The following is a 26,229-nucleotide window of genomic DNA, read 5'->3' on the forward strand; positions in this document are numbered from 1 at the left end:
CTTGTCCCATAATTTCCCCTTAACAGTGAATAGCCATATTGTAGTCAACTTTGAGATAGGCGTTTAATAAATTCTAAGAGGTTTACAAATAAAGGAAAAACATAGCGATATTGCAAATATCTTAAAAGTTACAGGTGTCACTTATGGCAAGCATAGCAATACTATCACACGCACAACAACACTATCAGAAGTGCCAACCATAAATATAGCGATAGTCAGCCAAAATACAGATAATAAAAAAGCTCATACCTTTCGATATGAGCTTTCTAAATGTGGCAGGGGTGGAGAGATTCGAACTCCCAACACGCGGATTTGGAATCCGCTGCTCTGCCAATTGGAGCTACACCCCTATTTCTACGTACTGTAGATTCAACAAAACCTTGCATTGCAAGGTTTCTAAATAAGTGGCGGAGCGGACGGGACTCGAACCCGCGACCCCCGGCGTGACAGGCCGGTATTCTAACCAACTGAACTACCGCTCCACACGGTGATAAACAATGTATTGTCTATCCGATATACGTCGTTCAAAGCGCATATCTAATTTTTTTGCCTTCATCTTTTTTTAAAAAAAGATGAAAACGAATTAAAGCCTGGCGATGTCCTACTCTCACATGGGGAAGCCCCACACTACCATCGGCGCTAATTCGTTTCACTTCTGAGTTCGGGATGGAAATCAGGTGGGTCCAAATCGCTATGGTCGCCAAGCAAATTCTGTTTTAAATCCTGTTATCAGGATTTAAATAATCTGGAAAGCTGGTTACTTAATAAAAGTAGATTCTCTACACATTCAATTCGTTCTTGCTTTGAGTCCATCAAAACCCTTTGGGTGTTGTATGGTTAAGCCTCACGGGCAATTAGTATCAGTTAGCTCAACGCCTCACAACGCTTACACACCTGACCTATCAACGTCGTAGTCTCCGACAACCCTTTAGGATACTTAATGTATCAGGGAGAACTCATCTCAAGGCTCGCTTCCCGCTTAGATGCTTTCAGCGGTTATCGATCCCGAACTTAGCTACCGGGCAATGCGTCTGGCGACACAACCCGAACACCAGAGGTTCGTCCACTCCGGTCCTCTCGTACTAGGAGCAGCCCCTTTCAATTCTCCAACGCCCACGGCAGATAGGGACCGAACTGTCTCACGACGTTCTAAACCCAGCTCGCGTACCACTTTAAATGGCGAACAGCCATACCCTTGGGACCGACTTCAGCCCCAGGATGTGATGAGCCGACATCGAGGTGCCAAACACCGCCGTCGATATGAACTCTTGGGCGGTATCAGCCTGTTATCCCCGGAGTACCTTTTATCCGTTGAGCGATGGCCCTTCCATACAGAACCACCGGATCACTATGACCTGCTTTCGCACCTGCTCGAATTGTCATTCTCGCAGTCAAGCGGGCTTATGCCATTGCACTAACCTCACGATGTCCAACCGTGATTAGCCCACCTTCGTGCTCCTCCGTTACGCTTTGGGAGGAGACCGCCCCAGTCAAACTACCCACCAGGCACTGTCCGCAACCCCGATAAGGGGTCGACGTTAGAACATCAACACTACAAGGGTGGTATTTCAAGGACGGCTCCACCAACACTGGCGTGCTGGTTTCAAAGCCTCCCACCTATCCTACACATGTAGGGTCAATGTTCAGTGCCAAGCTGTAGTAAAGGTTCACGGGGTCTTTCCGTCTAGCCGCGGGTACACTGCATCTTCACAGCGATTTCAATTTCACTGAGTCTCGGGTGGAGACAGCGTGGCCATCATTACGCCATTCGTGCAGGTCGGAACTTACCCGACAAGGAATTTCGCTACCTTAGGACCGTTATAGTTACGGCCGCCGTTTACCGGGGCTTCGATCAAGAGCTTCGACCGAAGTCTAACCCCATCAATTAACCTTCCGGCACCGGGCAGGCGTCACACCGTATACGTCATCTTACGATTTTGCACAGTGCTGTGTTTTTAATAAACAGTTGCAGCCACCTGGTATCTGCGACTCTCAATAGCTCCATCCGCGAGGGACTTCACCGTCGAGAGCGTACCTTCTCCCGAAGTTACGGTACCATTTTGCCTAGTTCCTTCACCCGAGTTCTCTCAAGCGCCTTGGTATTCTCTACCCGACCACCTGTGTCGGTTTGGGGTACGATTCCTTACAATCTGAAGCTTAGAGGCTTTTCCTGGAAGCATGGCATCAATGACTTCACTACCGTAGTAGCTCGACGTCGTGTCTCAGCCTTAAGAAGAGCCGGATTTACCTAACTCTTCAGCCTACGCACTTGAACCTGGACAACCGTCGCCAGGCCCACCTAGCCTTCTCCGTCCCCCCATCGCAATTGTAAGAAGTACGGGAATATTAACCCGTTTCCCATCGACTACGCCTTTCGGCCTCGCCTTAGGGGTCGACTTACCCTGCCCCGATTAACGTTGGACAGGAACCCTTGGTCTTCCGGCGAGGGGGTTTTTCACCCCCTTTATCGTTACTCATGTCAGCATTCGCACTTCTGATACCTCCAGCATGCTTTACAACACACCTTCAACGGCTTACAGAACGCTCCCCTACCCAATGCACAAAGTGCATTGCCGCAGCTTCGGTTTACTACTTAGCCCCGTTACATCTTCCGCGCAGGCCGACTCGACCAGTGAGCTATTACGCTTTCTTTAAATGATGGCTGCTTCTAAGCCAACATCCTGGCTGTCTGAGCCTTCCCACATCGTTTCCCACTTAGTAGTAATTTGGGACCTTAGCTGGCGGTCTGGGTTGTTTCCCTCTCCACGACGGACGTTAGCACCCGCCGTGTGTCTCCCGGATAGTACTTACTGGTATTCGGAGTTTGCAAAGGGTTGGTAAGTCGGGATGACCCCCTAGCCTTAACAGTGCTCTACCCCCAGTAGTATTCGTCCGAGGCGCTACCTAAATAGCTTTCGGGGAGAACCAGCTATCTCCAGGTTTGATTGGCCTTTCACCCCTAGCCACAAGTCATCCGCTAATTTTTCAACATTAGTCGGTTCGGTCCTCCAGTTGATGTTACTCAACCTTCAACCTGCCCATGGCTAGATCACCTGGTTTCGGGTCTATATCCAGAGACTGAGCGCCCAGTTAAGACTCGGTTTCCCTACGGCTCCCCTAGATGGTTAACCTTGCCACTGAATATAAGTCGCTGACCCATTATACAAAAGGTACGCAGTCACCCAACAAGTGGGCTCCTACTGCTTGTACGTACACGGTTTCAGGTTCTATTTCACTCCCCTCACAGGGGTTCTTTTCGCCTTTCCCTCACGGTACTGGTTCACTATCGGTCAGTCAGTAGTATTTAGCCTTGGAGGATGGTCCCCCCATATTCAGACAGGATATCACGTGTCCCGCCCTACTCGATTTCACTGAATGTGCGTTGTCAACTACGGGGCTATCACCCTGTATCGCCGGACTTTCCAGACCGTTCGTCTAACGCATAAAAAGCTTAAGGGCTAGTCCAATTTCGCTCGCCGCTACTTTCGGAATCTCGGTTGATTTCTTTTCCTCGGGGTACTTAGATGTTTCAGTTCCCCCGGTTCGCCTCGTTATGCTATGTATTCACATAACGATACGTGCTTATGCACGTGGGTTTCCCCATTCAGAAATCCCAGACTCAAATGGTTGTTACTACCTAATCTGGGCTTATCGCAAGTTACTACGTCTTTCATCGCCTCTGACTGCCAAGGCATCCACCGTGTACGCTTAGTCACTTAACCATACAACCCCAAAGAGTTTCAGAAGAAATCTTGAGTTTGTTGTTTAAACAACCAAAGTTTGCTATCTCATTATTTGAATGAGCGAGATAGCGTTCGATTTTGCCGGACTCAAATATGTTTTGCTCCATTCGTTAAGAACGAAGTAAAACCCAAGAACACTTGAATGTGTATTGGTACCTACATCTCTAAAAGATATAGGATTTGAGAACTTTTATTAGATAACAATCAATCAAATTGTTATCTGTCAGCTTTCCAAATTGTTAAAGAGCTAATTACTTAAGATAAAGTAACCATTTTTAAAAGCACTCGTCTTTTTCAAGAAAATGCGCTTAAAGATGGTGGAGCTAAGCAGGATCGAACTGCTGACCTCCTGCGTGCAAGGCAGGCGCTCTCCCAGCTGAGCTATAGCCCCATTAAGGTGTCGATACTCTTACCAATTCTTTTGGGGAAGAATTGGTGGGTCTGAGTGGACTCGAACCACCGACCTCTCGCTTATCAGGCGAACGCTCTAACCACCTGAGCTACAGACCCAGTATCGTCTCTTTTACTTATAAACCGTATCAATCTGTGTGGACACTCATCGTGACTCATTTGTCTTCACTTTTAAAAAGTGAAAGCAAACTATCCGTATCGTATAAGGAGGTGATCCAGCGCCAGGTTCCCCTAGCGCTACCTTGTTACGACTTCACCCCAGTCATGAACCACAAAGTGGTAAGCGTCCTCCCGAAGGTTAAACTACCTACTTCTTTTGCAGCCCACTCCCATGGTGTGACGGGCGGTGTGTACAAGGCCCGGGAACGTATTCACCGTGGCATTCTGATCCACGATTACTAGCGATTCCGACTTCATGGAGTCGAGTTGCAGACTCCAATCCGGACTACGACGCACTTTTTGGGATTCGCTCACTTTCGCAAGTTGGCTGCCCTCTGTATGCGCCATTGTAGCACGTGTGTAGCCCTACTCGTAAGGGCCATGATGACTTGACGTCGTCCCCACCTTCCTCCGGTTTATCACCGGCAGTCTCCCTGGAGTTCCCACCCGAAGTGCTGGCAAACAAGGATAAGGGTTGCGCTCGTTGCGGGACTTAACCCAACATTTCACAACACGAGCTGACGACAGCCATGCAGCACCTGTCTCAGAGTTCCCGAAGGCACCAATCCATCTCTGGAAAGTTCTCTGGATGTCAAGAGTAGGTAAGGTTCTTCGCGTTGCATCGAATTAAACCACATGCTCCACCGCTTGTGCGGGCCCCCGTCAATTCATTTGAGTTTTAATCTTGCGACCGTACTCCCCAGGCGGTCTACTTAACGCGTTAGCTCCGAAAGCCACGGCTCAAGGCCACAACCTCCAAGTAGACATCGTTTACGGCGTGGACTACCAGGGTATCTAATCCTGTTTGCTCCCCACGCTTTCGCATCTGAGTGTCAGTATCTGTCCAGGGGGCCGCCTTCGCCACCGGTATTCCTTCAGATCTCTACGCATTTCACCGCTACACCTGAAATTCTACCCCCCTCTACAGTACTCTAGTCTGCCAGTTTCAAATGCTATTCCGAGGTTGAGCCCCGGGCTTTCACATCTGACTTAACAAACCACCTGCATGCGCTTTACGCCCAGTAATTCCGATTAACGCTCGCACCCTCCGTATTACCGCGGCTGCTGGCACGGAGTTAGCCGGTGCTTCTTCTGTCGCTAACGTCAAACGATAATGCTATTAACATTACCGCCTTCCTCACGACTGAAAGTGCTTTACAACCCGAAGGCCTTCTTCACACACGCGGCATGGCTGCATCAGGCTTGCGCCCATTGTGCAATATTCCCCACTGCTGCCTCCCGTAGGAGTCTGGACCGTGTCTCAGTTCCAGTGTGGCTGATCATCCTCTCAGACCAGCTAGGGATCGTCGCCTTGGTGAGCCCTTACCTCACCAACTAGCTAATCCCACCTAGGCATATCCTGACGCGAGAGGCCCGAAGGTCCCCCTCTTTGGCCCGTAGGCGTTATGCGGTATTAGCCATCGTTTCCAATGGTTATCCCCCACATCAGGGCAATTTCCTAGGCATTACTCACCCGTCCGCCGCTCGACGCCGTTATCGTTCCCCGAAGGTTCAGACAACTCGTTTCCGCTCGACTTGCATGTGTTAGGCCTGCCGCCAGCGTTCAATCTGAGCCATGATCAAACTCTTCAATTTAAAGTTTTTTCGGCTCAATGAATACTGACTTCAAAACTCATCCTTACTCAAAAGTAAGAAGTAATTTTAAAGCTATTACCATTCCAACAGAATGATAATGAATTGACTGTGCCAAGTCTTTCGACTCGTTTGGTCACTCAGTTCATTGAAACCTAATTTGAAGCAAAAGCTTCTAATTGGATTATCATCAACGAGTGCCCACACAGATTGATAGGTCTATATTGTTAAAGAGCTTGGCTTTCAGTACCTTAGCACTTAAGCGAGGCGCGTATAATACGCTTTCCACTTTGAAAGTCAACATAAAACTCTAAAATAACTTAGAACTTTATGGTGACTTGCTTAAATCTTAAGCAAGTGCGCTATTTTGTCTTCACTTTTTTAAAAAGTGAAAAGAAAATTAAAAGCCTGGCGATGTCCTACTCTCACATGGGGAAGCCCCACACTACCATCGGCGCTAATTCGTTTCACTTCTGAGTTCGGGATGGAAATCAGGTGGGTCCAAATCGCTATGGTCGCCAAGCAAATTCTGTTTTAAATCCTGTTATCAGGATTTAAATAATCTGGAAAGCTGGTTACTTAATAAAAGTAGATTCTCTACACATTCAATTCGTTCTTGCTTTGAGTCCATCAAAACCCTTTGGGTGTTGTATGGTTAAGCCTCACGGGCAATTAGTATCAGTTAGCTCAACGCCTCACAACGCTTACACACCTGACCTATCAACGTCGTAGTCTCCGACAACCCTTTAGGATACTTAATGTATCAGGGAGAACTCATCTCAAGGCTCGCTTCCCGCTTAGATGCTTTCAGCGGTTATCGATCCCGAACTTAGCTACCGGGCAATGCGTCTGGCGACACAACCCGAACACCAGAGGTTCGTCCACTCCGGTCCTCTCGTACTAGGAGCAGCCCCTTTCAATTCTCCAACGCCCACGGCAGATAGGGACCGAACTGTCTCACGACGTTCTAAACCCAGCTCGCGTACCACTTTAAATGGCGAACAGCCATACCCTTGGGACCGACTTCAGCCCCAGGATGTGATGAGCCGACATCGAGGTGCCAAACACCGCCGTCGATATGAACTCTTGGGCGGTATCAGCCTGTTATCCCCGGAGTACCTTTTATCCGTTGAGCGATGGCCCTTCCATACAGAACCACCGGATCACTATGACCTGCTTTCGCACCTGCTCGAATTGTCATTCTCGCAGTCAAGCGGGCTTATGCCATTGCACTAACCTCACGATGTCCAACCGTGATTAGCCCACCTTCGTGCTCCTCCGTTACGCTTTGGGAGGAGACCGCCCCAGTCAAACTACCCACCAGGCACTGTCCGCAACCCCGATAAGGGGTCGACGTTAGAACATCAACACTACAAGGGTGGTATTTCAAGGACGGCTCCACCAACACTGGCGTGCTGGTTTCAAAGCCTCCCACCTATCCTACACATGTAGGGTCAATGTTCAGTGCCAAGCTGTAGTAAAGGTTCACGGGGTCTTTCCGTCTAGCCGCGGGTACACTGCATCTTCACAGCGATTTCAATTTCACTGAGTCTCGGGTGGAGACAGCGTGGCCATCATTACGCCATTCGTGCAGGTCGGAACTTACCCGACAAGGAATTTCGCTACCTTAGGACCGTTATAGTTACGGCCGCCGTTTACCGGGGCTTCGATCAAGAGCTTCGACCGAAGTCTAACCCCATCAATTAACCTTCCGGCACCGGGCAGGCGTCACACCGTATACGTCATCTTACGATTTTGCACAGTGCTGTGTTTTTAATAAACAGTTGCAGCCACCTGGTATCTGCGACTCTCAATAGCTCCATCCGCGAGGGACTTCACCGTCGAGAGCGTACCTTCTCCCGAAGTTACGGTACCATTTTGCCTAGTTCCTTCACCCGAGTTCTCTCAAGCGCCTTGGTATTCTCTACCCGACCACCTGTGTCGGTTTGGGGTACGATTCCTTACAATCTGAAGCTTAGAGGCTTTTCCTGGAAGCATGGCATCAATGACTTCACTACCGTAGTAGCTCGACGTCGTGTCTCAGCCTTAAGAGAAACCGGATTTACCTAATTTCTCAGCCTACGCACTTGAACCTGGACAACCGTCGCCAGGCCCACCTAGCCTTCTCCGTCCCCCCATCGCAATTGTAAGAAGTACGGGAATATTAACCCGTTTCCCATCGACTACGCCTTTCGGCCTCGCCTTAGGGGTCGACTTACCCTGCCCCGATTAACGTTGGACAGGAACCCTTGGTCTTCCGGCGAGGGGGTTTTTCACCCCCTTTATCGTTACTCATGTCAGCATTCGCACTTCTGATACCTCCAGCATGCTTTACAACACACCTTCAACGGCTTACAGAACGCTCCCCTACCCAATGCACAAAGTGCATTGCCGCAGCTTCGGTTTACTACTTAGCCCCGTTACATCTTCCGCGCAGGCCGACTCGACCAGTGAGCTATTACGCTTTCTTTAAATGATGGCTGCTTCTAAGCCAACATCCTGGCTGTCTGAGCCTTCCCACATCGTTTCCCACTTAGTAGTAATTTGGGACCTTAGCTGGCGGTCTGGGTTGTTTCCCTCTCCACGACGGACGTTAGCACCCGCCGTGTGTCTCCCGGATAGTACTTACTGGTATTCGGAGTTTGCAAAGGGTTGGTAAGTCGGGATGACCCCCTAGCCTTAACAGTGCTCTACCCCCAGTAGTATTCGTCCGAGGCGCTACCTAAATAGCTTTCGGGGAGAACCAGCTATCTCCAGGTTTGATTGGCCTTTCACCCCTAGCCACAAGTCATCCGCTAATTTTTCAACATTAGTCGGTTCGGTCCTCCAGTTGATGTTACTCAACCTTCAACCTGCCCATGGCTAGATCACCTGGTTTCGGGTCTATATCCAGAGACTGAGCGCCCAGTTAAGACTCGGTTTCCCTACGGCTCCCCTAGATGGTTAACCTTGCCACTGAATATAAGTCGCTGACCCATTATACAAAAGGTACGCAGTCACCCAACAAGTGGGCTCCTACTGCTTGTACGTACACGGTTTCAGGTTCTATTTCACTCCCCTCACAGGGGTTCTTTTCGCCTTTCCCTCACGGTACTGGTTCACTATCGGTCAGTCAGTAGTATTTAGCCTTGGAGGATGGTCCCCCCATATTCAGACAGGATATCACGTGTCCCGCCCTACTCGATTTCACTTTAAATGCGTTGCCGGTTACGGGGCTATCACCCTGTATCGCACAACTTTCCAGAAGTTTCACCTGACGCATAAAAAGCTTAAGGGCTAATCCAATTTCGCTCGCCGCTACTTTCGGAATCTCGGTTGATTTCTTTTCCTCGGGGTACTTAGATGTTTCAGTTCCCCCGGTTCGCCTCGTTATGCTATGTATTCACATAACGATACGTGCTTATGCACGTGGGTTTCCCCATTCAGAAATCCCAGACTCAAATGGTTGTTACTACCTAATCTGGGCTTATCGCAAGTTACTACGTCTTTCATCGCCTCTGACTGCCAAGGCATCCACCGTGTACGCTTAGTCACTTAACCATACAACCCCAAAGAGTTTCAGAAGAAATCTTGAGCTTGTTGTTTAAACAACCAAAGTTTGCTATCTCATTATTTGAATGAGCGAGATAGCGTTCGATTTTGCCGGACTCAAATATGTTTTGCTTCATTGATTAAAAATGAAGTAAAACCCAAGAACACTTGAATGTGTATTGGTACCTACATCTTTAAAAGACATAGGATTTGAGAACTTTTATTAGATAACAATCAATCAAATTGTTATCTGTCAGCTTTCCAAATTGTTAAAGAGCAATGAACCTTAATGGTCATTTTCTAAAGACTTTTGCTTGGCCTTTCGGCGACAAAAATTCCAACCACATACTTTTTACTGAAGTGGTTTGGCTAATTTATCCAAAAATACTTAGAGAATGGTGGGCGATACCGGGCTCGAACCAGTGACCCCCTGCTTGTAAGGCAGGTGCTCTCCCAACTGAGCTAATCGCCCACATTGTTTTTTCATTCTCGTGGAGAGAATGGTGGGTCGTGCAGGATTCGAACCTGCGACCAATTGATTAAAAGTCAACTGCTCTACCAACTGAGCTAACGACCCATTTTACTTCAAAAAGAAGTGGTATCCCGTAGGGGAGTCGAACCCCTGTTACCGCCGTGAAAGGGCGGTGTCCTAGGCCTCTAGACGAACGGGACACTAAGTTGAACATCTTGGGGATGTTCTTTCTCTTTTACTTTATAAACCGTATCAATCTGTGTGGACACTCATCGTAATAATCATCGTATAAGGAGGTGATCCAGCGCCAGGTTCCCCTAGCGCTACCTTGTTACGACTTCACCCCAGTCATGAACCACAAAGTGGTAAGCGTCCTCCCGAAGGTTAAACTACCTACTTCTTTTGCAGCCCACTCCCATGGTGTGACGGGCGGTGTGTACAAGGCCCGGGAACGTATTCACCGTGGCATTCTGATCCACGATTACTAGCGATTCCGACTTCATGGAGTCGAGTTGCAGACTCCAATCCGGACTACGACGCACTTTTTGGGATTCGCTCACTTTCGCAAGTTGGCTGCCCTCTGTATGCGCCATTGTAGCACGTGTGTAGCCCTACTCGTAAGGGCCATGATGACTTGACGTCGTCCCCACCTTCCTCCGGTTTATCACCGGCAGTCTCCCTGGAGTTCCCACCCGAAGTGCTGGCAAACAAGGATAAGGGTTGCGCTCGTTGCGGGACTTAACCCAACATTTCACAACACGAGCTGACGACAGCCATGCAGCACCTGTCTCAGAGTTCCCGAAGGCACCAATCCATCTCTGGAAAGTTCTCTGGATGTCAAGAGTAGGTAAGGTTCTTCGCGTTGCATCGAATTAAACCACATGCTCCACCGCTTGTGCGGGCCCCCGTCAATTCATTTGAGTTTTAATCTTGCGACCGTACTCCCCAGGCGGTCTACTTAACGCGTTAGCTCCGAAAGCCACGGCTCAAGGCCACAACCTCCAAGTAGACATCGTTTACGGCGTGGACTACCAGGGTATCTAATCCTGTTTGCTCCCCACGCTTTCGCATCTGAGTGTCAGTATCTGTCCAGGGGGCCGCCTTCGCCACCGGTATTCCTTCAGATCTCTACGCATTTCACCGCTACACCTGAAATTCTACCCCCCTCTACAGTACTCTAGTCTGCCAGTTTCAAATGCTATTCCGAGGTTGAGCCCCGGGCTTTCACATCTGACTTAACAAACCACCTGCATGCGCTTTACGCCCAGTAATTCCGATTAACGCTCGCACCCTCCGTATTACCGCGGCTGCTGGCACGGAGTTAGCCGGTGCTTCTTCTGTCGCTAACGTCAAATAATGCAGCTATTAACTACACTACCTTCCTCACGACTGAAAGTGCTTTACAACCCGAAGGCCTTCTTCACACACGCGGCATGGCTGCATCAGGCTTGCGCCCATTGTGCAATATTCCCCACTGCTGCCTCCCGTAGGAGTCTGGACCGTGTCTCAGTTCCAGTGTGGCTGATCATCCTCTCAGACCAGCTAGGGATCGTCGCCTTGGTGAGCCCTTACCTCACCAACTAGCTAATCCCACCTAGGCATATCCTGACGCGAGAGGCCCGAAGGTCCCCCTCTTTGGCCCGTAGGCGTTATGCGGTATTAGCCATCGTTTCCAATGGTTATCCCCCACATCAGGGCAATTTCCTAGGCATTACTCACCCGTCCGCCGCTCGACGCCGTTATCGTTCCCCGAAGGTTCAGATAACTCGTTTCCGCTCGACTTGCATGTGTTAGGCCTGCCGCCAGCGTTCAATCTGAGCCATGATCAAACTCTTCAATTTAAAGTTTTTTCGGCTCAATGAATACTGACTTCAAAACTCATCCTTACTCAAAAGTAAGAAGTAATTTTAAAGCTATTACCATTCCAACAGAATGATAATGAATTGACTGTGCTGAGTCTTTCGACTCAATGGTCACTTCGTATCATTGAAACCTAATTTGAAGCCGAAGCTTCTAATTGGATTATCATCAACGAGTGCCCACACAGATTGATAGGTCTATATTGTTAAAGAGCTTTCCTATTGAGCCATGCTCAAATCGGACAGCCATTTTAGCGATTTAAAGTTTAGTGTCAACCACTTTTTTTCAAACTTTTTCTTAGCGTTTCCGCTTGGCTAATTGGCTTACTAACTAACGACTTGCCTTTGAAACTTAAGCTTCGGAGCGTTGCCGTGTCAGTGAGGTGGCATTATAGAGATTGCGATCACATTGGCAAGCCCTTTTTTATGCTTTTTTTGTTTTTTCTTATCATTCGAATGAATTATCAACAAAAGCGGTTAAAATTGTAGGTTATTTCTACAATTCTTTATACTTATTTGCAAAAAGAGTGACTTTTTCCCAGTTTGTATACTCAACCTCTTTGGCCGTGTCGGTTTCACCACCAGTCATCGACATAATGAATTTAATCATCATCTTGTCGAACCAATTGTAACGCGGGTAATACAGAGCACCAGCAAACACTCCGATTAGCTCAGGTTGCCAAGGTGACTTTATTAGGAACTTACGAATATAAGCACTACCTTCAGGTGTATCTTTACCTTGGTCTTCTTTACGGGCAGTCAGGTTGACGCAAAAAAAAGCCACTTTATGTTCATTCAATTGAGCGAGATTTCGTTTTATAAACTCATAGAGCTTCTTATTTAAGTGGCCATAACGAATAGAAGCCCCAATCAAAACTCTATCGTACTCTCCAAAGTTAACCGTACCAACGTTATGTAAGTCGACGATTTCGCAATCGAACTCTGTCATCTGATTCTCAATGTAGCCGAGAATTTTTTTAGTTTGACCTTCTCGAGAGGAGTATAAAAACAATGCTTTTTTCAAGGTGACTCCTTAACTACGCCAAAATGTTGGTGTTAACAAAATAAGTAAAGTAAAGATTTCTAAACGACCAAAGAGCATCGATATGATCAGCACCCATTTGGCTGTATCGTTAACTTCAGCAAAATGCAATGATACCTCCCCTAACCCTGGCCCTAAGTTATTCAATGTTGCCGTTACAGCAGAGAAGGCACTAAGCTCATCCATACCCGTTGCTATCAAGACCAACATACATACCACGAATACCAGTGCGTATGCAGAGAAAAATCCCCACACCGCGTCAACCACTCGTTGCGAGAGCGCGCTGCCACCGACTTTAATGATGTAGACTGCTCGAGGATGGACAAGGCGCTTTAGCTCTCGAGCCCCTTGAAGGGTTAAAAGTAAAATTCGGACCACTTTCATTCCACCACCAGTGGAACCAGCACACCCTCCAATAAATGAAGAAAACAACAATAAAACAGGTAAAAATAATGGCCAATCGGCAAAACCTGTGGTGGTGAAACCTGCGGTAGTAGAAATCGATACCGTCTGAAATAAAGCCTGATCAAACGCATCATAGGTAGAGTCATAGGAGTGATGTTTGAGTAATAGCAGGAAACAAACCAAAAATAGCACCACTTGAATAAAGATAAATGCTCGGAACTCTGGGTCTTTCCAGTAATATTTGGGATGCACGCCACCAGAAGCAAACGCAGCAAAATGCAATGAATAATTACATGCTGAGATCAACAAGAAAACGACCGTAATCATATTAATCGCGTAACTATTAAAATATCCCATGCTGGCATCATGCGTAGAAAAGCCACCAATCGCAATCGTTGAGAAGCTGTGACTGATCGCATCGAAAGGAGTCATACCCGCTAACCAGAACGCAACAGCACACGCAATAGTCAAACTTAAATAGATATACCAAAGCGCTTTAGCTGTTTCCGCAATTCGTGGCGTCATTTTGGTGTCTTTTACAGGACCTGGGATTTCTGCTCTATATAGCTGCATCCCACCGATACCAAGCACAGGAAGAATAGCCACCGCCAAGACGATGATTCCCATCCCACCAAACCATTGTAATAACTGGCGGTAGAACAAAATCGCTTTGGGTAGCTCATCTAATCCAACAATAACAGTCGCCCCCGTCGTTGTCAGAGCTGAAAAAGATTCGAAGAAAGCATCTGTGATAGAAACGCCCGGATTATCAGCGATCAAAAAAGGCATCGCCCCGGCACTACCCAAGACTGTCCAAAAAAGCACAACAATAAGAAAGCCGTCGCGAGCTTTTAACTCATGTTTGTGGCGGCGATTAGGAAACCAACACGCACCTCCGCATAAAAGCAAAACAAAGAAAGTGACCATAAAAGGCACGCCCGCTCCATCTCGATAGATCAGAGCGACTAAAGCTGGGGCAAGCATAGTGACACTAAAAAGTGCGAGTAATAGCCCGACGATTCGAATAATTGAACGAAATTGCATGGATTGACTAGCGAAGCTGCCTCTGTAGCTTATTAGTTTTCATTATTAACCTTTTAATGGTGTCACAATGGCCTTTGCAGCACTTTTATTGATGATAGCTTGAGTGAAGGCGGTCAATTCACGCCGTTCGATCTCAACAATGAGCACAACCGAACCACTGTATTTGGCATCAATTTCAACCGCACCAAATTGAGACATGAGTGACTGTGCGATAGGCATAAACCCATAGTCTAACTCGACTCTAATTTTTATGGTTATTTTTTTCTCAATTGTTTGAAGCTGTTTGAGTGCTTGTTGCACCCCGCCACCATAAGCTTTAACCAACCCTCCCGTACCAAGCCGAATACCACCATAGTAGCGAGTCACAACCGCGGTGAGCTCGCCAACACCCGAGCCAGATAACTGCGCTAAGATAGGCTTTCCTGCGGTACCAGAAGGCTCACCATCATCACTAAATCCCCATTTCATTGAGTCTTCTGGCCTTCCTGCTACGAATGCCCAGCAATTATGTCGAGCATCAGCATGCCGGGATTTGACCTGTTCAATAAACGCTTTTGCAGCATCAATGCTAGGGGTATGGGCTAAATAAGTAATAAAGGTGCTCTTTTTTATTTCTTCTTCAAACTGAATCGATTCGGCTGGAATTAGATAAGGCTGTTCATTCATAACGTTGCATCATTTTTTCTTTGGATAAAGTCTACCATGAGATTGATTTCAGCGTCGCACAAGATTGGCCACAGCGCACAATGTTAAACAGTTGTTTAAAAAATGTATTGAATTTATACAAATAGACGTTCAGAATTAAAGAACTGGTCAAACCAGAATAATAAAGCAACGACTTTCCTCTATATCGACGATATCAGCCCTAGGGCAATTACCTACATTGAAACGATATACAGACAATCCAAGATTGTATGTCATGGAGATAGACAATGATTTACCAAGCCGAAACCCTTCAGGTAAAGGAAATACAAGCTGGCATTGCAGAACTGTGCTTCTGCTCTCCAAAATCTGTTAATAAGCTTGACCTCGCTACCCTAGAGTCGCTGGATAAAGCTTTAGATGCCCTAACGTCCCACCAAGGACTAAAAGGATTAATGCTGACCTCTGATAAAGACGCCTTTATCGTGGGTGCCGACATCACTGAATTTTTGGGCCTGTTCGCTAAAACAGATTCAGAGCTCGATCAGTGGCTGCAATTTGCCAATAGCATTTTCAATAAACTGGAAGATTTACCCGTCCCTACTGTTTCCGTCCTTAAAGGCCACACCCTTGGTGGAGGCTGTGAGTGTGTACTCGCCACCGACCTTCGTATCGGAGACCGCACCACCAGCATCGGCTTACCCGAAACCAAGTTAGGCATCATGCCTGGGTTTGGAGGTTGTGTGCGCCTGCCTCGACTGATTGGTGCAGATAGTGCGATGGAGATCATCACGCAAGGCAAAGCATGTCGTGCAGATGAAGCCTTAAAGCTTGGTTTGATCGATGCGGTTGTAGAAACAGATGCGCTCTACGATTCTGCCTTGGCAACACTCACTGCTGCCATTAACGAGCAGTTAGATTGGCAACAGCGACGCAAACAAAAAACATCGCCTCTGCAATTGAGTAAGCTAGAAGCGATGATGAGCTTCACTACTGCAAAAGGCTTGGTAGCACAAAAAGCAGGCCCGCACTATCCAGCACCAATAACAGCGGTGAAAACCATAGAACAAGGGGCATGTTGTGCAAGAAATGAAGCGCTTGATATTGAACGCCAACATTTTATTAAACTGGCAAAATCTGAAGAGGCGAAATCTTTAGTTGGTTTATTTCTTAATGACCAATACATTAAAGGCCTTGCCAAAAAAGCGGCTAGATCTGCAAATAAAGATACCCAGCGTGCCGCCGTACTTGGAGCAGGTATTATGGGCGGCGGTATTGCTTACCAATCCGCGCTCAAAGGCGTCCCTGTCTTGATGAAAGATATCGCTCAAGCCTCGCTTAACTTGGGCATGAACGAAGCATCTAAACTACTGAACAAACGTCTATCTCGTGGCCGCATTGATGGCTTTAAAATGGCTGGAATTTTAGCATCTATCACCCCAAGCCTCCATTACGCGGGTATTGAAGAGTCGGACGTGATTGTTGAAGCCGTGGTTGAAAACCCGAAAGTAAAAGCGGCAGTTTTGAGTGAAGTAGAAACCCATGTTGGCGACGATACGGTTATCACCTCAAACACCTCAACTATTCCAATTAACCTATTGGCGAAATCACTCAAACGCCCAGAGAATTTCTGTGGTATGCACTTCTTTAACCCTGTACATCGCATGCCACTGGTCGAAATCATACGAGGGCAAGATACCTCTGACGAAACCATTAATCGCGTTGTCGCGTATGCAGCCCAAATGGGTAAATCACCAATTGTGGTTAATGACTGCCCAGGCTTCTTCGTCAATCGCGTATTGTTCCCATATTTCGGTGGCTTCAGTATGCTACTGCGTGATGGCGCAGATTTCACTCAAATCGATAAAGTCATGGAACGTCAATTTGGCTGGCCAATGGGACCGGCTTATTTACTGGATGTTGTTGGCATTGATACCGCTCACCACGCACAAGCCGTGATGGCGCAAGGTTTTCCTGAGCGTATGGGTAAACAAGACCGTGACGCGATCGATGCCCTGTTCGAAGCCAATAAATATGGTCAGAAGAATGGCAGTGGCTTCTACAGCTACACCATTGATAAAAAAGGTAAACCAAAGAAAACCTTCTCTGAAGAGATCTTGCCAGTACTCGCTGACGTTTGTTCTGATAAACAGGTCTTTGACGATCAAACCATCATACAACGTATGATGATTCCAATGATCAATGAGGTCGTACTGTGTCTGCAAGAAGGTATTATCGCAACCCCTCAAGAAGCGGACATGGCGCTCGTTTATGGCCTAGGTTTCCCTCCATTCCGAGGCGGCGTTTTCCGCTACCTAGATAGTGTGGGCATTGCTGAGTTTGTTGCTATGGCAAAACAATACTCAGAGCTCGGTGCGATGTACCAAGTACCACAGATGCTGATTGATATGGCGGAGAAAGGCGAAAGCTTTTACGGCGCACAACAGCAAGGTTCTATCTAAGAAGGGATTTCAAAATGACTCATCAAACTAGAAATGTCGTCGTCGTCGACTGTCTTCGTACCCCTATGGGGCGCTCTAAAGGCGGCGCCTACCGCCACGTTAGGGCGGAAGACCTATCTGCACATCTCATGCAGGGCATACTGGCTCGCAACCCCAAAGTGAACCCTGAAGAAATTGAAGACATCTACTGGGGATGTGTGCAACAAACCTTAGAGCAAGGTTTTAATGTTGCCCGTAACGCCGCATTATTAGCGGGACTGCCGATAGAAATAGGCGCAGTTACGGTAAACCGATTATGTGGTTCTTCGATGCAAGCTCTACATGATGGTACTCGTGCGATCATGACTGGCGATGCCGAAATTTGCCTGATTGGTGGTGTTGAGCACATGGGACATGTTCCGATGAACCATGGGGTCGACTTTCACCCCGGCATGTCGAAACATGTCGCCAAAGCAGCTGGCATGATGGGCTTAACCGCCGAAATGCTCGGAAAGCTCCATGGCATTAGTCGCGAGCAACAGGATGAATTTGCTGCACGGTCTCATGCTCGTGCACACGCCGCGACACTAGAAGGGCGCTTTGCAAATGAAATCCTGCCAACGGAAGGACACTCGGCTGACGGCACCTTATTCACTCTCAATTATGACGAAGTCATTCGCCCAGAAACGACCGTTGAGGCACTGGCGCAACTTCGACCTGTATTTGATCCCGTTAATGGCACCGTCACAGCAGGCAGCTCGTCAGCACTATCCGATGGTGCTTCAGCAATGCTGATTATGAGTGAAGATAAGGCTAACGAGCTTGGCTTAAAAGTGCGAGCCCGAATTAAGGCCATGGCAATTGCTGGATGTGATCCATCTATCATGGGGTATGGACCAGTTCCTGCAACACACAAGGCACTCAAACGGGCTGGTCTTGAGATTCATGATATGGATGTGATTGAGCTCAATGAAGCATTTGCAGCTCAATCTCTCCCCTGTGCTAAAGATCTTGGCCTACTCGAAGTGATGGATGAAAAAGTCAATCTTAATGGTGGCGCCATCGCGCTTGGTCACCCATTAGGTTGCTCTGGCTCCCGTATTTCAACCACACTGATCAACCTAATGGAAGCCAAAGATGCTAAATATGGTCTGGCGACCATGTGCATCGGTTTAGGTCAGGGGATTGCCACTGTGTTTGAAAGGCCTTAAGAGTCAAAGCTAAAAGGCTTTAAAGGGCTTATGTGATGCTCAACCTCTCAAAATCACCACAAAAATAAGCTTACGCTGAAAAATTTGACTATGACACATAGGGCGGCATTCCATGTCGCCCTTTATTTTGTATCAAGTATGAGGTCCACAAGCACTATAACTATGCATATATTGCATAAACTCAATGCTCAAGTTTCATTTTATTCATAGTTCAATAAGACATACACTTAGCGGCAGTTTAAACCTTGCTACCTGTGGCCGCTTGCCACGCTACTGCAAATTCGGAGAACCTTATGTTTCATGCTCTCGTTCTAAATCAAGAAGACAAACGTACTATTGCTAACATTGAACAAATCGATGAGACACAACTTCCTGAGGGTGACGTTCTTATCGACGTTGATTACTCATCCTTAAACTATAAAGATGGTCTGGCGATTACTGGCAAAGGCAAAATCATCCGTAACTTCCCAATGGTACCTGGTATTGATCTCGCAGGCACCGTCGTCAGCTCTGAAGACGCACGTTACCAAGCTGGAGATAAAGTGGTGCTCACGGGTTGGGGCGTAGGTGAAAATCACTGGGGTGGCATGTCTCAACGCGCACGCCTCAAAGCCGATTGGTTAGTGCCATTACCAGCAGGACTAGACAGCAAAAAAGCCATGATGGTTGGCACAGCAGGCTTCACTGGTATGTTATGTGTTCAAGCTCTCCTCGACGCAGGCATCAAGCCAGAAAGTGGTGAAATACTGGTTACAGGGGCAAGTGGTGGCGTGGGCTCAGTCGCTGTAACACTGCTCGCTCAACTCGGCTATAAAGTTGCCGCAGTGACGGGTCGCTTAGAGAAAAATGGCCCACTGCTAGAAAAACTCGGCGCTAGCCGCATCATCGATCGTGTTGAATTTGAAGAACCTGCTCGTCCACTAGAAAAGCAATTATGGGCAGGTGCAGTAGATACCGTGGGCAGCAAGGTACTTGCTAAAGTCTTAGCACAAATGGATTACAATGGCGCAGTCGCAGCCTGTGGCCTTGCAGGTGGTTTCGATCTTCCGACCACGGTTATGCCATTTATCTTGCGTAACGTACGCTTACAAGGTGTCGACTCAGTGATGTGCCCAACCGAAAAACGCATCGCCGCGTGGGAGAAACTGGTTAAGTTATTACCTGACAGTTACTTCGAGCAAGCTTGTACGGAAGCCACACTGGCAGAAGCAGCAAAATACGCAGAAGATATTACTAATGGCCAAGTAACTGGCCGCGTCGTCATCAAGCTATAAACCTTCACACCACACATCAATAAGAAAGAGCAAAGCTGAACCATGATTTGGCTTTAGCTCTTTCACTGCTCGAGTATCGATCATCAGTTCAACCCCATATCATCAATTCGCTGAGCAATCAGACGACTGCACTCTTCATGAATCACATTACGTAGCCACTCCTGAGCAGGAGAATGATCACAGCGAGCATGCCACAACATCGAATATTCAAAAGGGGTAAACTGAAACGGCAATGGTTTAACCACTAGGTCATAGCGCTCTGCAACTAAATAGGCCAAATCAGCAGGTACTGTAATAATCACGGGCAAAGTCTCTATGATCGCCAGAGCAGCTTCCAAATGGTAAGCACGCAGAACAACTTTACGGGGTGGTTTATCCATTAACGCTTTCTCAATTAGCGCTCTAACCCCATCACTGATCGCAATCATAGCGTGTGGATGACGCAGATAATCCTCTAGATTCATTTCTCTGTTGGCTAATGGGTGCTGTCTAGAAAGCAAACACAATACCGCCACTCGCCCCAGCACCTGACTACGTAAAGGTTCAACTTGCCCTGTTGGGCGGCAGATAGCCAGATCAGCGCCTTCGTAGTTCAACTGCTCAAATAAACGGTCATGTTGGACTGGCAAGAGATTAAAAGTAACATTGGGTGCTTCTTGATAGATACGTGGTAAAGCATAGGGCATCAGAGTTTGCATCGCATAATCGGTGGTCAACACATGGAAAGTTTGCTGACAATTTTGAGGGACAAACTCCTGGGGAGACAATAATTGGCGCAAAGACTCCAAAGGCTCACCTAATGCTCGATCAATTTCTAACGCTTTTGGGGTGGGAATCAAGCGCAGACCCTGCCGGGTAAAGAGTGGATCATTAAGCAAGCTGCGCAAGCGACCAAGTACACGGCTCATAGCAGATTGGCTTAAGTTCAAACGTTTTGCCGCTTTGCTGACACTGCTCTCTTCAATTAAGACACGTAATGCCACCAGTAAATTAAGATCTCGCCTGTAGATATCTTCTAATTCCAAAATTTGTCACTTAACGCTGAAGGGTTCCGTTAAATTGTACTCTTTAGGCAAAAAAAATCCCGCCTTTCAGCGGGGAAGCCCAAGAAAAATGGGGATAGTGTCGGAATGAAGTGTCGTAAAACATGGTAAGCAGCATTTCTACAAAATTAGATTCTCTGATAGCGGTACTAGTTCTCTTGCTTTGATGTACCCGACCATTTGCGCATCTCAATCCAAATTCCAAGAATTGTCGCCGCAACCCCAAGTAGAGGTAACATCGAAGTCTCACTCGGATCTCGTAAAACAAGTGCGCAAAAAGAGATGAAACATAAAACAGAATAAATGGTCAGCCTGTCTAAAGCAGTTAACATCACCACCCACCAGTGTTATCTAATTGTTAAATAAAGGTAAAGCAAAAACCCTATTTTGCCAAGTGAATGTTGAATATTTTTTCAACGAAAGTAGAATTCAATGCTCAGTTAGCTACGAGAGTCACATTATGAGTTTTAATCCTGAAATGGCGACAAAAGTATTAGCAGCAGAAGGATTGCGCTGCCCAGAGCCCGTAATGATGGTCAGGAAGACAATTCGCAACATGCAAGAAGGTGAAGTATTGCTGGTTACGGCCGATGATCCTTCTACCACTCGAGATATTCCAAGTTTTTGTCGCTTTATGGATCATCAACTTATTGCCGCTCAGACAGAGCAACTTCCCTACCAATACCTGATTAAGAAAGGTTTAAACTAGCCTTTGTAGAGTGAAAATCGGCAGCCATTGGCTGCCGATTGGTTATCACTCTGATTGTGTGGAATGCACCTTGGCCTGCAAAGCATTCAATTGCTTCCTCATTGCTCGTATCTCCTCCTGCATTGGAATGATATGAGCGACACGAATCCAGGCTTCTACTGTTAAGCCAGTAAGAATCAAAGCGCCAGCCACGATAGGCAGCCACATATCCGTCAGTGCCATCGCTAATAGACACAATGCTAAACCAAAGGTAAAAAGATAACTTTGACTTTTGGGGGTCATTCCTATGTAACGTGTTAACATAAATCAGCCCTCTCACTATCATTGATAACGTCAAAATAGCATGACAATTAAGCCAATAATGGATCATCAGTCACGGTCTTGAACGATGTTTCGCCAAGGTTCAGCTAAGGGCTACCACATGAGCACAAGAACACTCTAAAAGCCAACATCAAAACCATACTGCTCCAATTGCAAGGGCAATGAACAATCCTGCCGTCACTTTACGCACTACCCCTAGAGGTATCTTATCGGCGGATAGCTTACCAATCAGGACAACAGGTACATTCGCAAGTAACATACCAACCGTAGTACCAACAATCACCCAAGTTAATGCATTGGCGTACTGAGCACCTAAGATAGAAGTGGCTATCTGAGTTTTGTCGCCAATCTCAGCAACAAAAAAAGCAATAAAACTCGCGATGAATGGACCTCGATTAGAGAGCGGCTCGTCATCATCCAGTTTATCAGGGATCAACACCCAAGCCGCCATAGCGACAAAACTGACCACCAGCACCCACTTTAATACTTCAGGCGAAAGATAATCTGCCACAACCACACCAAACCATGCAGCCAAAGCGTGGTTGGCAATGGTTGCCAAAAAAATTGCGACAATAATGGGAATCGGTTTGCGGTAACGACTGGCAAGTAATAGAGATAGCAATTGGGTCTTATCGCCAATTTCTGCTAACGCTACAGTAGTAATTGAAATAGCTAAAACGCTCACGACATGCTCATTGGGGCGGGATAATTATATTAACCGTAGACAAACCTCACGCCCCACCCCGGTTCGTGATGTTTGTCTATGGTCTTGCTAAACTCATCGGGCGATGAGTCTCGGACGCCATGGTGATTTTGCACCAATTATGTTGACGAACGAACTGGATGAAACGGATATTTCATCGAGTAAGCTACTCCCCAAAGACAAGATGCATATTAACGCGCCTTACTCATCAGCTCAAGGCAACAAGTAGGTAAAAACGCCCTTTTAGGAAAAATTCAGCAGGTAAAGCAGTAAAAATCCATTAAAGGGGAAATTTGTCCACCAATTAATCAAGATTAGCTCTACTCCCATGCTCAAGATCTGGGTATACTTGATTGTTATTTTATTCAACCGTAATTACTTTGAAGCGGCCATTGTTGAAGCCAGAAAGCCCAACAAAAGAGACGACTTCATGAGTAACTAAGAGAATCGCGCGAACCTGACTTATGCAAAAATACGATATCAAAACCTTCCAGGGAATGATCCTCGCGCTGCAGGATTATTGGGCTCAAAATGGTTGTACCATTGTTCAACCGCTAGATATGGAAGTGGGTGCGGGCACCTCTCATCCAATGACCTGTCTACGAGCGCTTGGCCCAGAGCCAATGTCTACAGCTTACGTACAACCTTCACGTCGTCCTACTGATGGCCGTTATGGTGAAAACCCTAACCGTCTTCAGCACTACTACCAATTCCAAGTAGCGCTAAAACCATCGCCAGACAATATCCAAGAGTTGTACCTAGGTTCTCTAGAGGTTCTTGGTGTTGACCCACTTGTCCACGACATTCGTTTCGTAGAAGACAACTGGGAAAACCCAACGCTAGGCGCATGGGGTCTAGGCTGGGAAGTTTGGCTCAACGGTATGGAAGTAACTCAGTTTACTTACTTCCAACAAGTTGGCGGTCTTGAGTGTAAACCTGTCACAGGTGAAATCACTTACGGTATCGAGCGTCTAGCAATGTACATCCAAGAAGTCGATTCTGTTTACGATCTCGTTTGGAACATCGCACCTGACGGCAGCAAAGTGACTTACGGTGACATCTTCCACCAAAACGAAGTTGAGCAGTCGACTTACAACTTCGAACACGCAGACGTTGATTTCCTATTTGGTTTCTTCGAACAATGTGAGAAAGAGTGTAAAGAACTGCTTGAGCTTGAAAAGCCACTACCACTGCCTGCGTACGAGCGTATCCTTAAGGCAGGTCACGCATTCAACCTACTAGACGCACGTAAAGCGATCTCAGTAACTGAACGCCAGCGTTACATCCTGCGCATCCGCAACCTGACGAAAGCAGTTGCAGAAGCATACTACGCATCGCGTGAAGCTCTTGGCTTCCCAATGTGTAAAAAAGAACAAGCGTAAGGGGCAGAATAACATGGCAAAAGAATTTCTCATCGAGCTAGGTACAGAAGAGCTACCACCAACGCAACTTCGCACTTTAGCTGAAGCATTCGCAGCAAACTTCGAAGCTGAACTAAAAGGCGCAGAGCTTGCGCATGAAGGCGTAAAATGGTTCGCGGCTCCTCGTCGTCTTGCTCTTAAAGTCGCGGCACTCGCAGACAGCCAGTCTGACAAAATCGTTGAAAAACGTGGCCCTGCGGTTTCTGCAGCGTTTGACGCAGAAGGAAATCCGACAAAAGCGGCTCAAGGCTGGGCACGCGGTTGTGGTATCACGGTTGACCAAGCAGAACGCATGGTTACCGATAAAGGCGAATGGCTACTGTTCAAACAAGAAGTAAAAGGTCAGCCAACGTCTGAGATTGTCGTTGAACTTGCAGCGAAAGCACTAGCAAACCTACCTATCGCAAAACCAATGCGCTGGGGTAACAAAACGACTCAATTTATCCGTCCAGTTAAGACACTAACCATTCTAATGGGCAGCGACCTCATCGAAGGCGAGATCCTTGGTGTCGCTTCTGACCGTACTATCCGTGGTCACCGCTTCATGGGTGAGCAAGAGTTCACTATCGATTCTGCAGAGCAATACCCTGCGATCCTAGAAGAGCGCGGCAAAGTAATGGCAGATTACGAGGCGCGTAAAGCCATCATCCTAGCTGACGCACAAAAAGCGGCAGCAGCGGTTGGCGGTATCGCTGACCTAGAAGATGACCTAGTAGAAGAAGTGACGTCTCTGGTTGAATGGCCAGTGGTACTAACAGCGAAGTTCGAAGAAGAGTTCCTAAAAGTACCTTCTGAAGCCTTGGTTTACACCATGAAAGGTGACCAAAAATACTTCCCCGTTTACGATGAGGACAAGAAGCTACTTCCTAACTTTATCTTCGTATCGAACATCGAGTCTAAAAAGCCTCGTTACGTCATCGAAGGTAACGAAAAAGTCGTTCGTCCTCGTCTTGCTGACGCAGAATTCTTCTTCAACACAGACCGTAAGCGTCCACTGATCGACCGTCTTCCAGAACTAGACCAGGCGATCTTCCAAAAGCAACTGGGTACTATCAAAGACAAGACAGACCGCATCACAGAGCTTGCTGGCTACATTGCTGAACAAATCGGTGCAGACGTTGAGAAGTCGAAGCGCGCAGGTCTACTAGCAAAATGTGACCTAATGACCTCAATGGTATTCGAATTCACCGATACTCAAGGTGTCATGGGTATGCACTACGCTCGCCACGACGGTGAAGCGGAAGAAGTTGCAGTCGCACTGAACGAGCAATACATGCCCCGTTTTGCAGGTGATACACTGCCATCAAACGGCGTTTCAACTGCAGTTGCAATGGCAGACAAGCTGGACACCATCGTTGGTATCTTTGGTATCGGTCAAGCGCCCAAAGGCAGCGACCCATTCGCACTACGCCGCGCATCTCTAGGTGTGCTACGTATCATCGTTGAGTACGGCTACAACTTGGATCTTATTGACCTAGTAGCGAAAGCGAAGTCCCTGTTCACCCAAGAAGATGGTACTAGTCGCCTAACCAACGACAACGTTGAACAGGACGTTATCGAGTTCATGCTGGGTCGTTTCCGTGCTTGGTACCAAGACGAAGGCTTCAGCGTAGACATCATTCAAGCGGTTCTCGCGCGACGTCCAACCAAACCAGCTGACTTCGACCAACGTGTTAAAGCGGTTTCTCACTTCCGTGAACTGGAAGCGGCAGAGTCTCTGGCAGCTGCGAACAAGCGTGTCGGTAACATCCTAGCGAAATTCGACGGCGAACTAGCAGTAGACATCGACCTAGCACTTCTACAAGAAGATGCAGAGAAAGCACTAGCAGAAAACGTTGAAGTCATGACAGAAGCACTAGAGCCAGCATTTGCAACCGGTAACTATCAAGAAGCCCTAAGCAAACTTGCTGACCTACGTGAACCAGTGGATGCGTTCTTTGATAACGTAATGGTAATGGTAGACGACGAAGCTCTTAAGAAAAACCGCCTAACACTACTCAACAACCTGCGTAATCTGTTCCTACAGATCGCAGACATCTCACTGATTCAAAAGTAATCATTCACGTCATACCTAATGACAGAATGATAATACGATCACGAAAAAGGAAGCCTCGGCTTCCTTTTTTATCTCCACTAATCTGGTCTCTTATTTTTTCATCTAGTCTTGAACTCAACCTTTTTGCTTTTTCGGCATGATTCACACTT

General features: G+C 47.2%; 13 protein-coding genes, 7 tRNA genes and 6 rRNA genes. 6 read left to right on the plus strand and 20 right to left on the minus strand.

Going from position 1 to position 26,229, the window contains the following annotated elements; genetic code table 11:
• Window positions 1–273: 273 nt before the first annotated feature.
• From BS333_RS00005 to BS333_RS00080, 16 genes are all read right to left on the minus strand, one after another.
• Window positions 274–350, minus strand: a tRNA-Trp gene (locus tag BS333_RS00005).
• Between the two features lie 55 nt (window positions 351–405).
• Window positions 406–482: transfer RNA gene (locus BS333_RS00010), tRNA-Asp, on the minus strand.
• 106 nt (window positions 483–588) lie between these two features.
• Window positions 589–705 (minus strand): 5S ribosomal RNA (gene rrf / locus BS333_RS00015).
• Window positions 706–833: 128 nt separating this feature from the next.
• Window positions 834–3,722: ribosomal RNA gene (locus BS333_RS00020) — 23S ribosomal RNA — on the minus strand.
• A gap of 336 nt (window positions 3,723–4,058) precedes the next feature.
• Window positions 4,059–4,134 (minus strand) — tRNA-Ala (locus BS333_RS00025).
• Window positions 4,135–4,176: 42 nt separating this feature from the next.
• Window positions 4,177–4,253, minus strand: a tRNA-Ile gene (locus BS333_RS00030).
• Between the two features lie 104 nt (window positions 4,254–4,357).
• Window positions 4,358–5,909: ribosomal RNA gene (locus BS333_RS00035) — 16S ribosomal RNA — on the minus strand.
• A 403-nt stretch (window positions 5,910–6,312) separates the two neighbouring features.
• Window positions 6,313–6,429 (minus strand): 5S ribosomal RNA (gene rrf, locus BS333_RS00040).
• Between the two features lie 128 nt (window positions 6,430–6,557).
• A 23S ribosomal RNA gene (locus tag BS333_RS00045) occupies window positions 6,558–9,446 on the minus strand.
• Window positions 9,447–9,833: 387 nt separating this feature from the next.
• Window positions 9,834–9,909 (minus strand) — tRNA-Val (locus BS333_RS00050).
• Window positions 9,910–9,938: 29 nt separating this feature from the next.
• Window positions 9,939–10,014, minus strand: a tRNA-Lys gene (locus BS333_RS00055).
• A gap of 19 nt (window positions 10,015–10,033) precedes the next feature.
• A tRNA-Glu gene (locus BS333_RS00060) sits at window positions 10,034–10,109 on the minus strand.
• Window positions 10,110–10,198: 89 nt separating this feature from the next.
• Window positions 10,199–11,750, minus strand: a 16S ribosomal RNA gene (locus BS333_RS00065).
• Together the 16S, 23S and 5S rRNA genes with 7 tRNA genes alongside form the textbook arrangement of a ribosomal RNA operon.
• Before the next feature lie 514 nt (window positions 11,751–12,264).
• A complete protein-coding gene (gene hemG / locus BS333_RS00070) occupies window positions 12,265–12,792 on the minus strand; it encodes a menaquinone-dependent protoporphyrinogen IX dehydrogenase (RefSeq protein WP_021709676.1) in 528 nt (175 codons plus the stop codon).
• A gap of 9 nt (window positions 12,793–12,801) precedes the next feature.
• Complete coding sequence (locus tag BS333_RS00075) at window positions 12,802–14,259, minus strand: TrkH family potassium uptake protein (protein WP_021709677.1); 1,458 nt, start codon at window positions 14,257–14,259, stop codon at window positions 12,802–12,804.
• A gap of 45 nt (window positions 14,260–14,304) precedes the next feature.
• Window positions 14,305–14,925: a YigZ family protein gene (locus tag BS333_RS00080; RefSeq protein WP_021709678.1), complete on the minus strand. Its 621-nt coding sequence runs from the start codon at window positions 14,923–14,925 to the stop codon at window positions 14,305–14,307.
• A gap of 266 nt (window positions 14,926–15,191) precedes the next feature.
• On the opposite strand from BS333_RS00080, the gene fadB reads away from it, so the two are divergent.
• The 3 genes from fadB to acuI all read left to right on the plus strand — a co-directional run bounded on the left by fadB (window position 15,192) and on the right by acuI (window position 19,827).
• Window positions 15,192–17,363: a fatty acid oxidation complex subunit alpha FadB gene (gene fadB / locus BS333_RS00085; protein ID WP_021709679.1), complete on the plus strand. Its 2,172-nt coding sequence runs from the start codon at window positions 15,192–15,194 to the stop codon at window positions 17,361–17,363.
• A gap of 14 nt (window positions 17,364–17,377) precedes the next feature.
• Window positions 17,378–18,553, plus strand: coding sequence for an acetyl-CoA C-acyltransferase FadA (gene fadA / locus BS333_RS00090; protein ID WP_021709680.1), 1,176 nt, complete (start codon window positions 17,378–17,380; stop codon window positions 18,551–18,553).
• Window positions 18,554–18,846: 293 nt separating this feature from the next.
• The gene (gene acuI, locus BS333_RS00095) at window positions 18,847–19,827 is read left to right on the plus strand and encodes an acrylyl-CoA reductase (NADPH) (RefSeq protein ID WP_021709681.1); all 981 of its coding nucleotides are present in this window, start codon (window positions 18,847–18,849) and stop codon (window positions 19,825–19,827) included.
• A gap of 83 nt (window positions 19,828–19,910) precedes the next feature.
• Here the strand turns inward: acuI and BS333_RS00100 are convergent, their stop codons facing one another.
• Together BS333_RS00100 and BS333_RS00105 are read right to left on the minus strand one after the other, a co-directional pair.
• Entirely contained in the window at window positions 19,911–20,852 is a 942-nt protein-coding gene (locus BS333_RS00100) for a LysR family transcriptional regulator (protein WP_021709682.1), read from the minus strand.
• A gap of 167 nt (window positions 20,853–21,019) precedes the next feature.
• On the minus strand, window positions 21,020–21,202 hold the full coding sequence (locus tag BS333_RS00105) for a hypothetical protein (RefSeq protein WP_033003714.1): 183 nt from the start codon (window positions 21,200–21,202) through the stop codon (window positions 21,020–21,022).
• Window positions 21,203–21,330: 128 nt separating this feature from the next.
• On the opposite strand from BS333_RS00105, the gene tusA reads away from it, so the two are divergent.
• Window positions 21,331–21,579 carry a sulfurtransferase TusA gene (tusA, locus tag BS333_RS00110; RefSeq protein WP_021709683.1) on the plus strand — a complete coding sequence of 83 codons (249 nt, stop codon included), beginning with the start codon at window positions 21,331–21,333 and terminating at the stop codon, window positions 21,577–21,579.
• A 45-nt stretch (window positions 21,580–21,624) separates the two neighbouring features.
• On the opposite strand, the gene BS333_RS00115 is transcribed toward tusA, so the two are convergent.
• Complete coding sequence (locus BS333_RS00115) at window positions 21,625–21,882, minus strand: hypothetical protein (protein ID WP_021709684.1); 258 nt, start codon at window positions 21,880–21,882, stop codon at window positions 21,625–21,627.
• A gap of 148 nt (window positions 21,883–22,030) precedes the next feature.
• The gene (locus BS333_RS00120; RefSeq protein ID WP_021709685.1) at window positions 22,031–22,585 is read right to left on the minus strand and encodes a TMEM165/GDT1 family protein; all 555 of its coding nucleotides are present in this window, start codon (window positions 22,583–22,585) and stop codon (window positions 22,031–22,033) included.
• A 482-nt stretch (window positions 22,586–23,067) separates the two neighbouring features.
• Here BS333_RS00120 and glyQ point away from each other — a divergent pair, with 482 nt between their 5' ends.
• Both glyQ and glyS read left to right on the plus strand, forming a co-directional pair.
• Window positions 23,068–23,985, plus strand: a complete 918-nt coding sequence (gene glyQ / locus BS333_RS00125) for a glycine--tRNA ligase subunit alpha (RefSeq protein ID WP_009842813.1) — start codon at window positions 23,068–23,070, stop codon at window positions 23,983–23,985.
• Window positions 23,986–23,998: 13 nt separating this feature from the next.
• Window positions 23,999–26,080 (plus strand): glycine--tRNA ligase subunit beta, encoded by a 2,082-nt coding sequence (gene glyS / locus BS333_RS00130; protein ID WP_021709686.1) that lies wholly within the window; start codon window positions 23,999–24,001, stop codon window positions 26,078–26,080.
• Window positions 26,081–26,229 lie beyond the last annotated feature (149 nt).

This window comes from Vibrio azureus (genome assembly GCF_002849855.1).
In the GTDB taxonomy this organism is placed as follows: domain Bacteria; phylum Pseudomonadota; class Gammaproteobacteria; order Enterobacterales; family Vibrionaceae; genus Vibrio; species Vibrio azureus.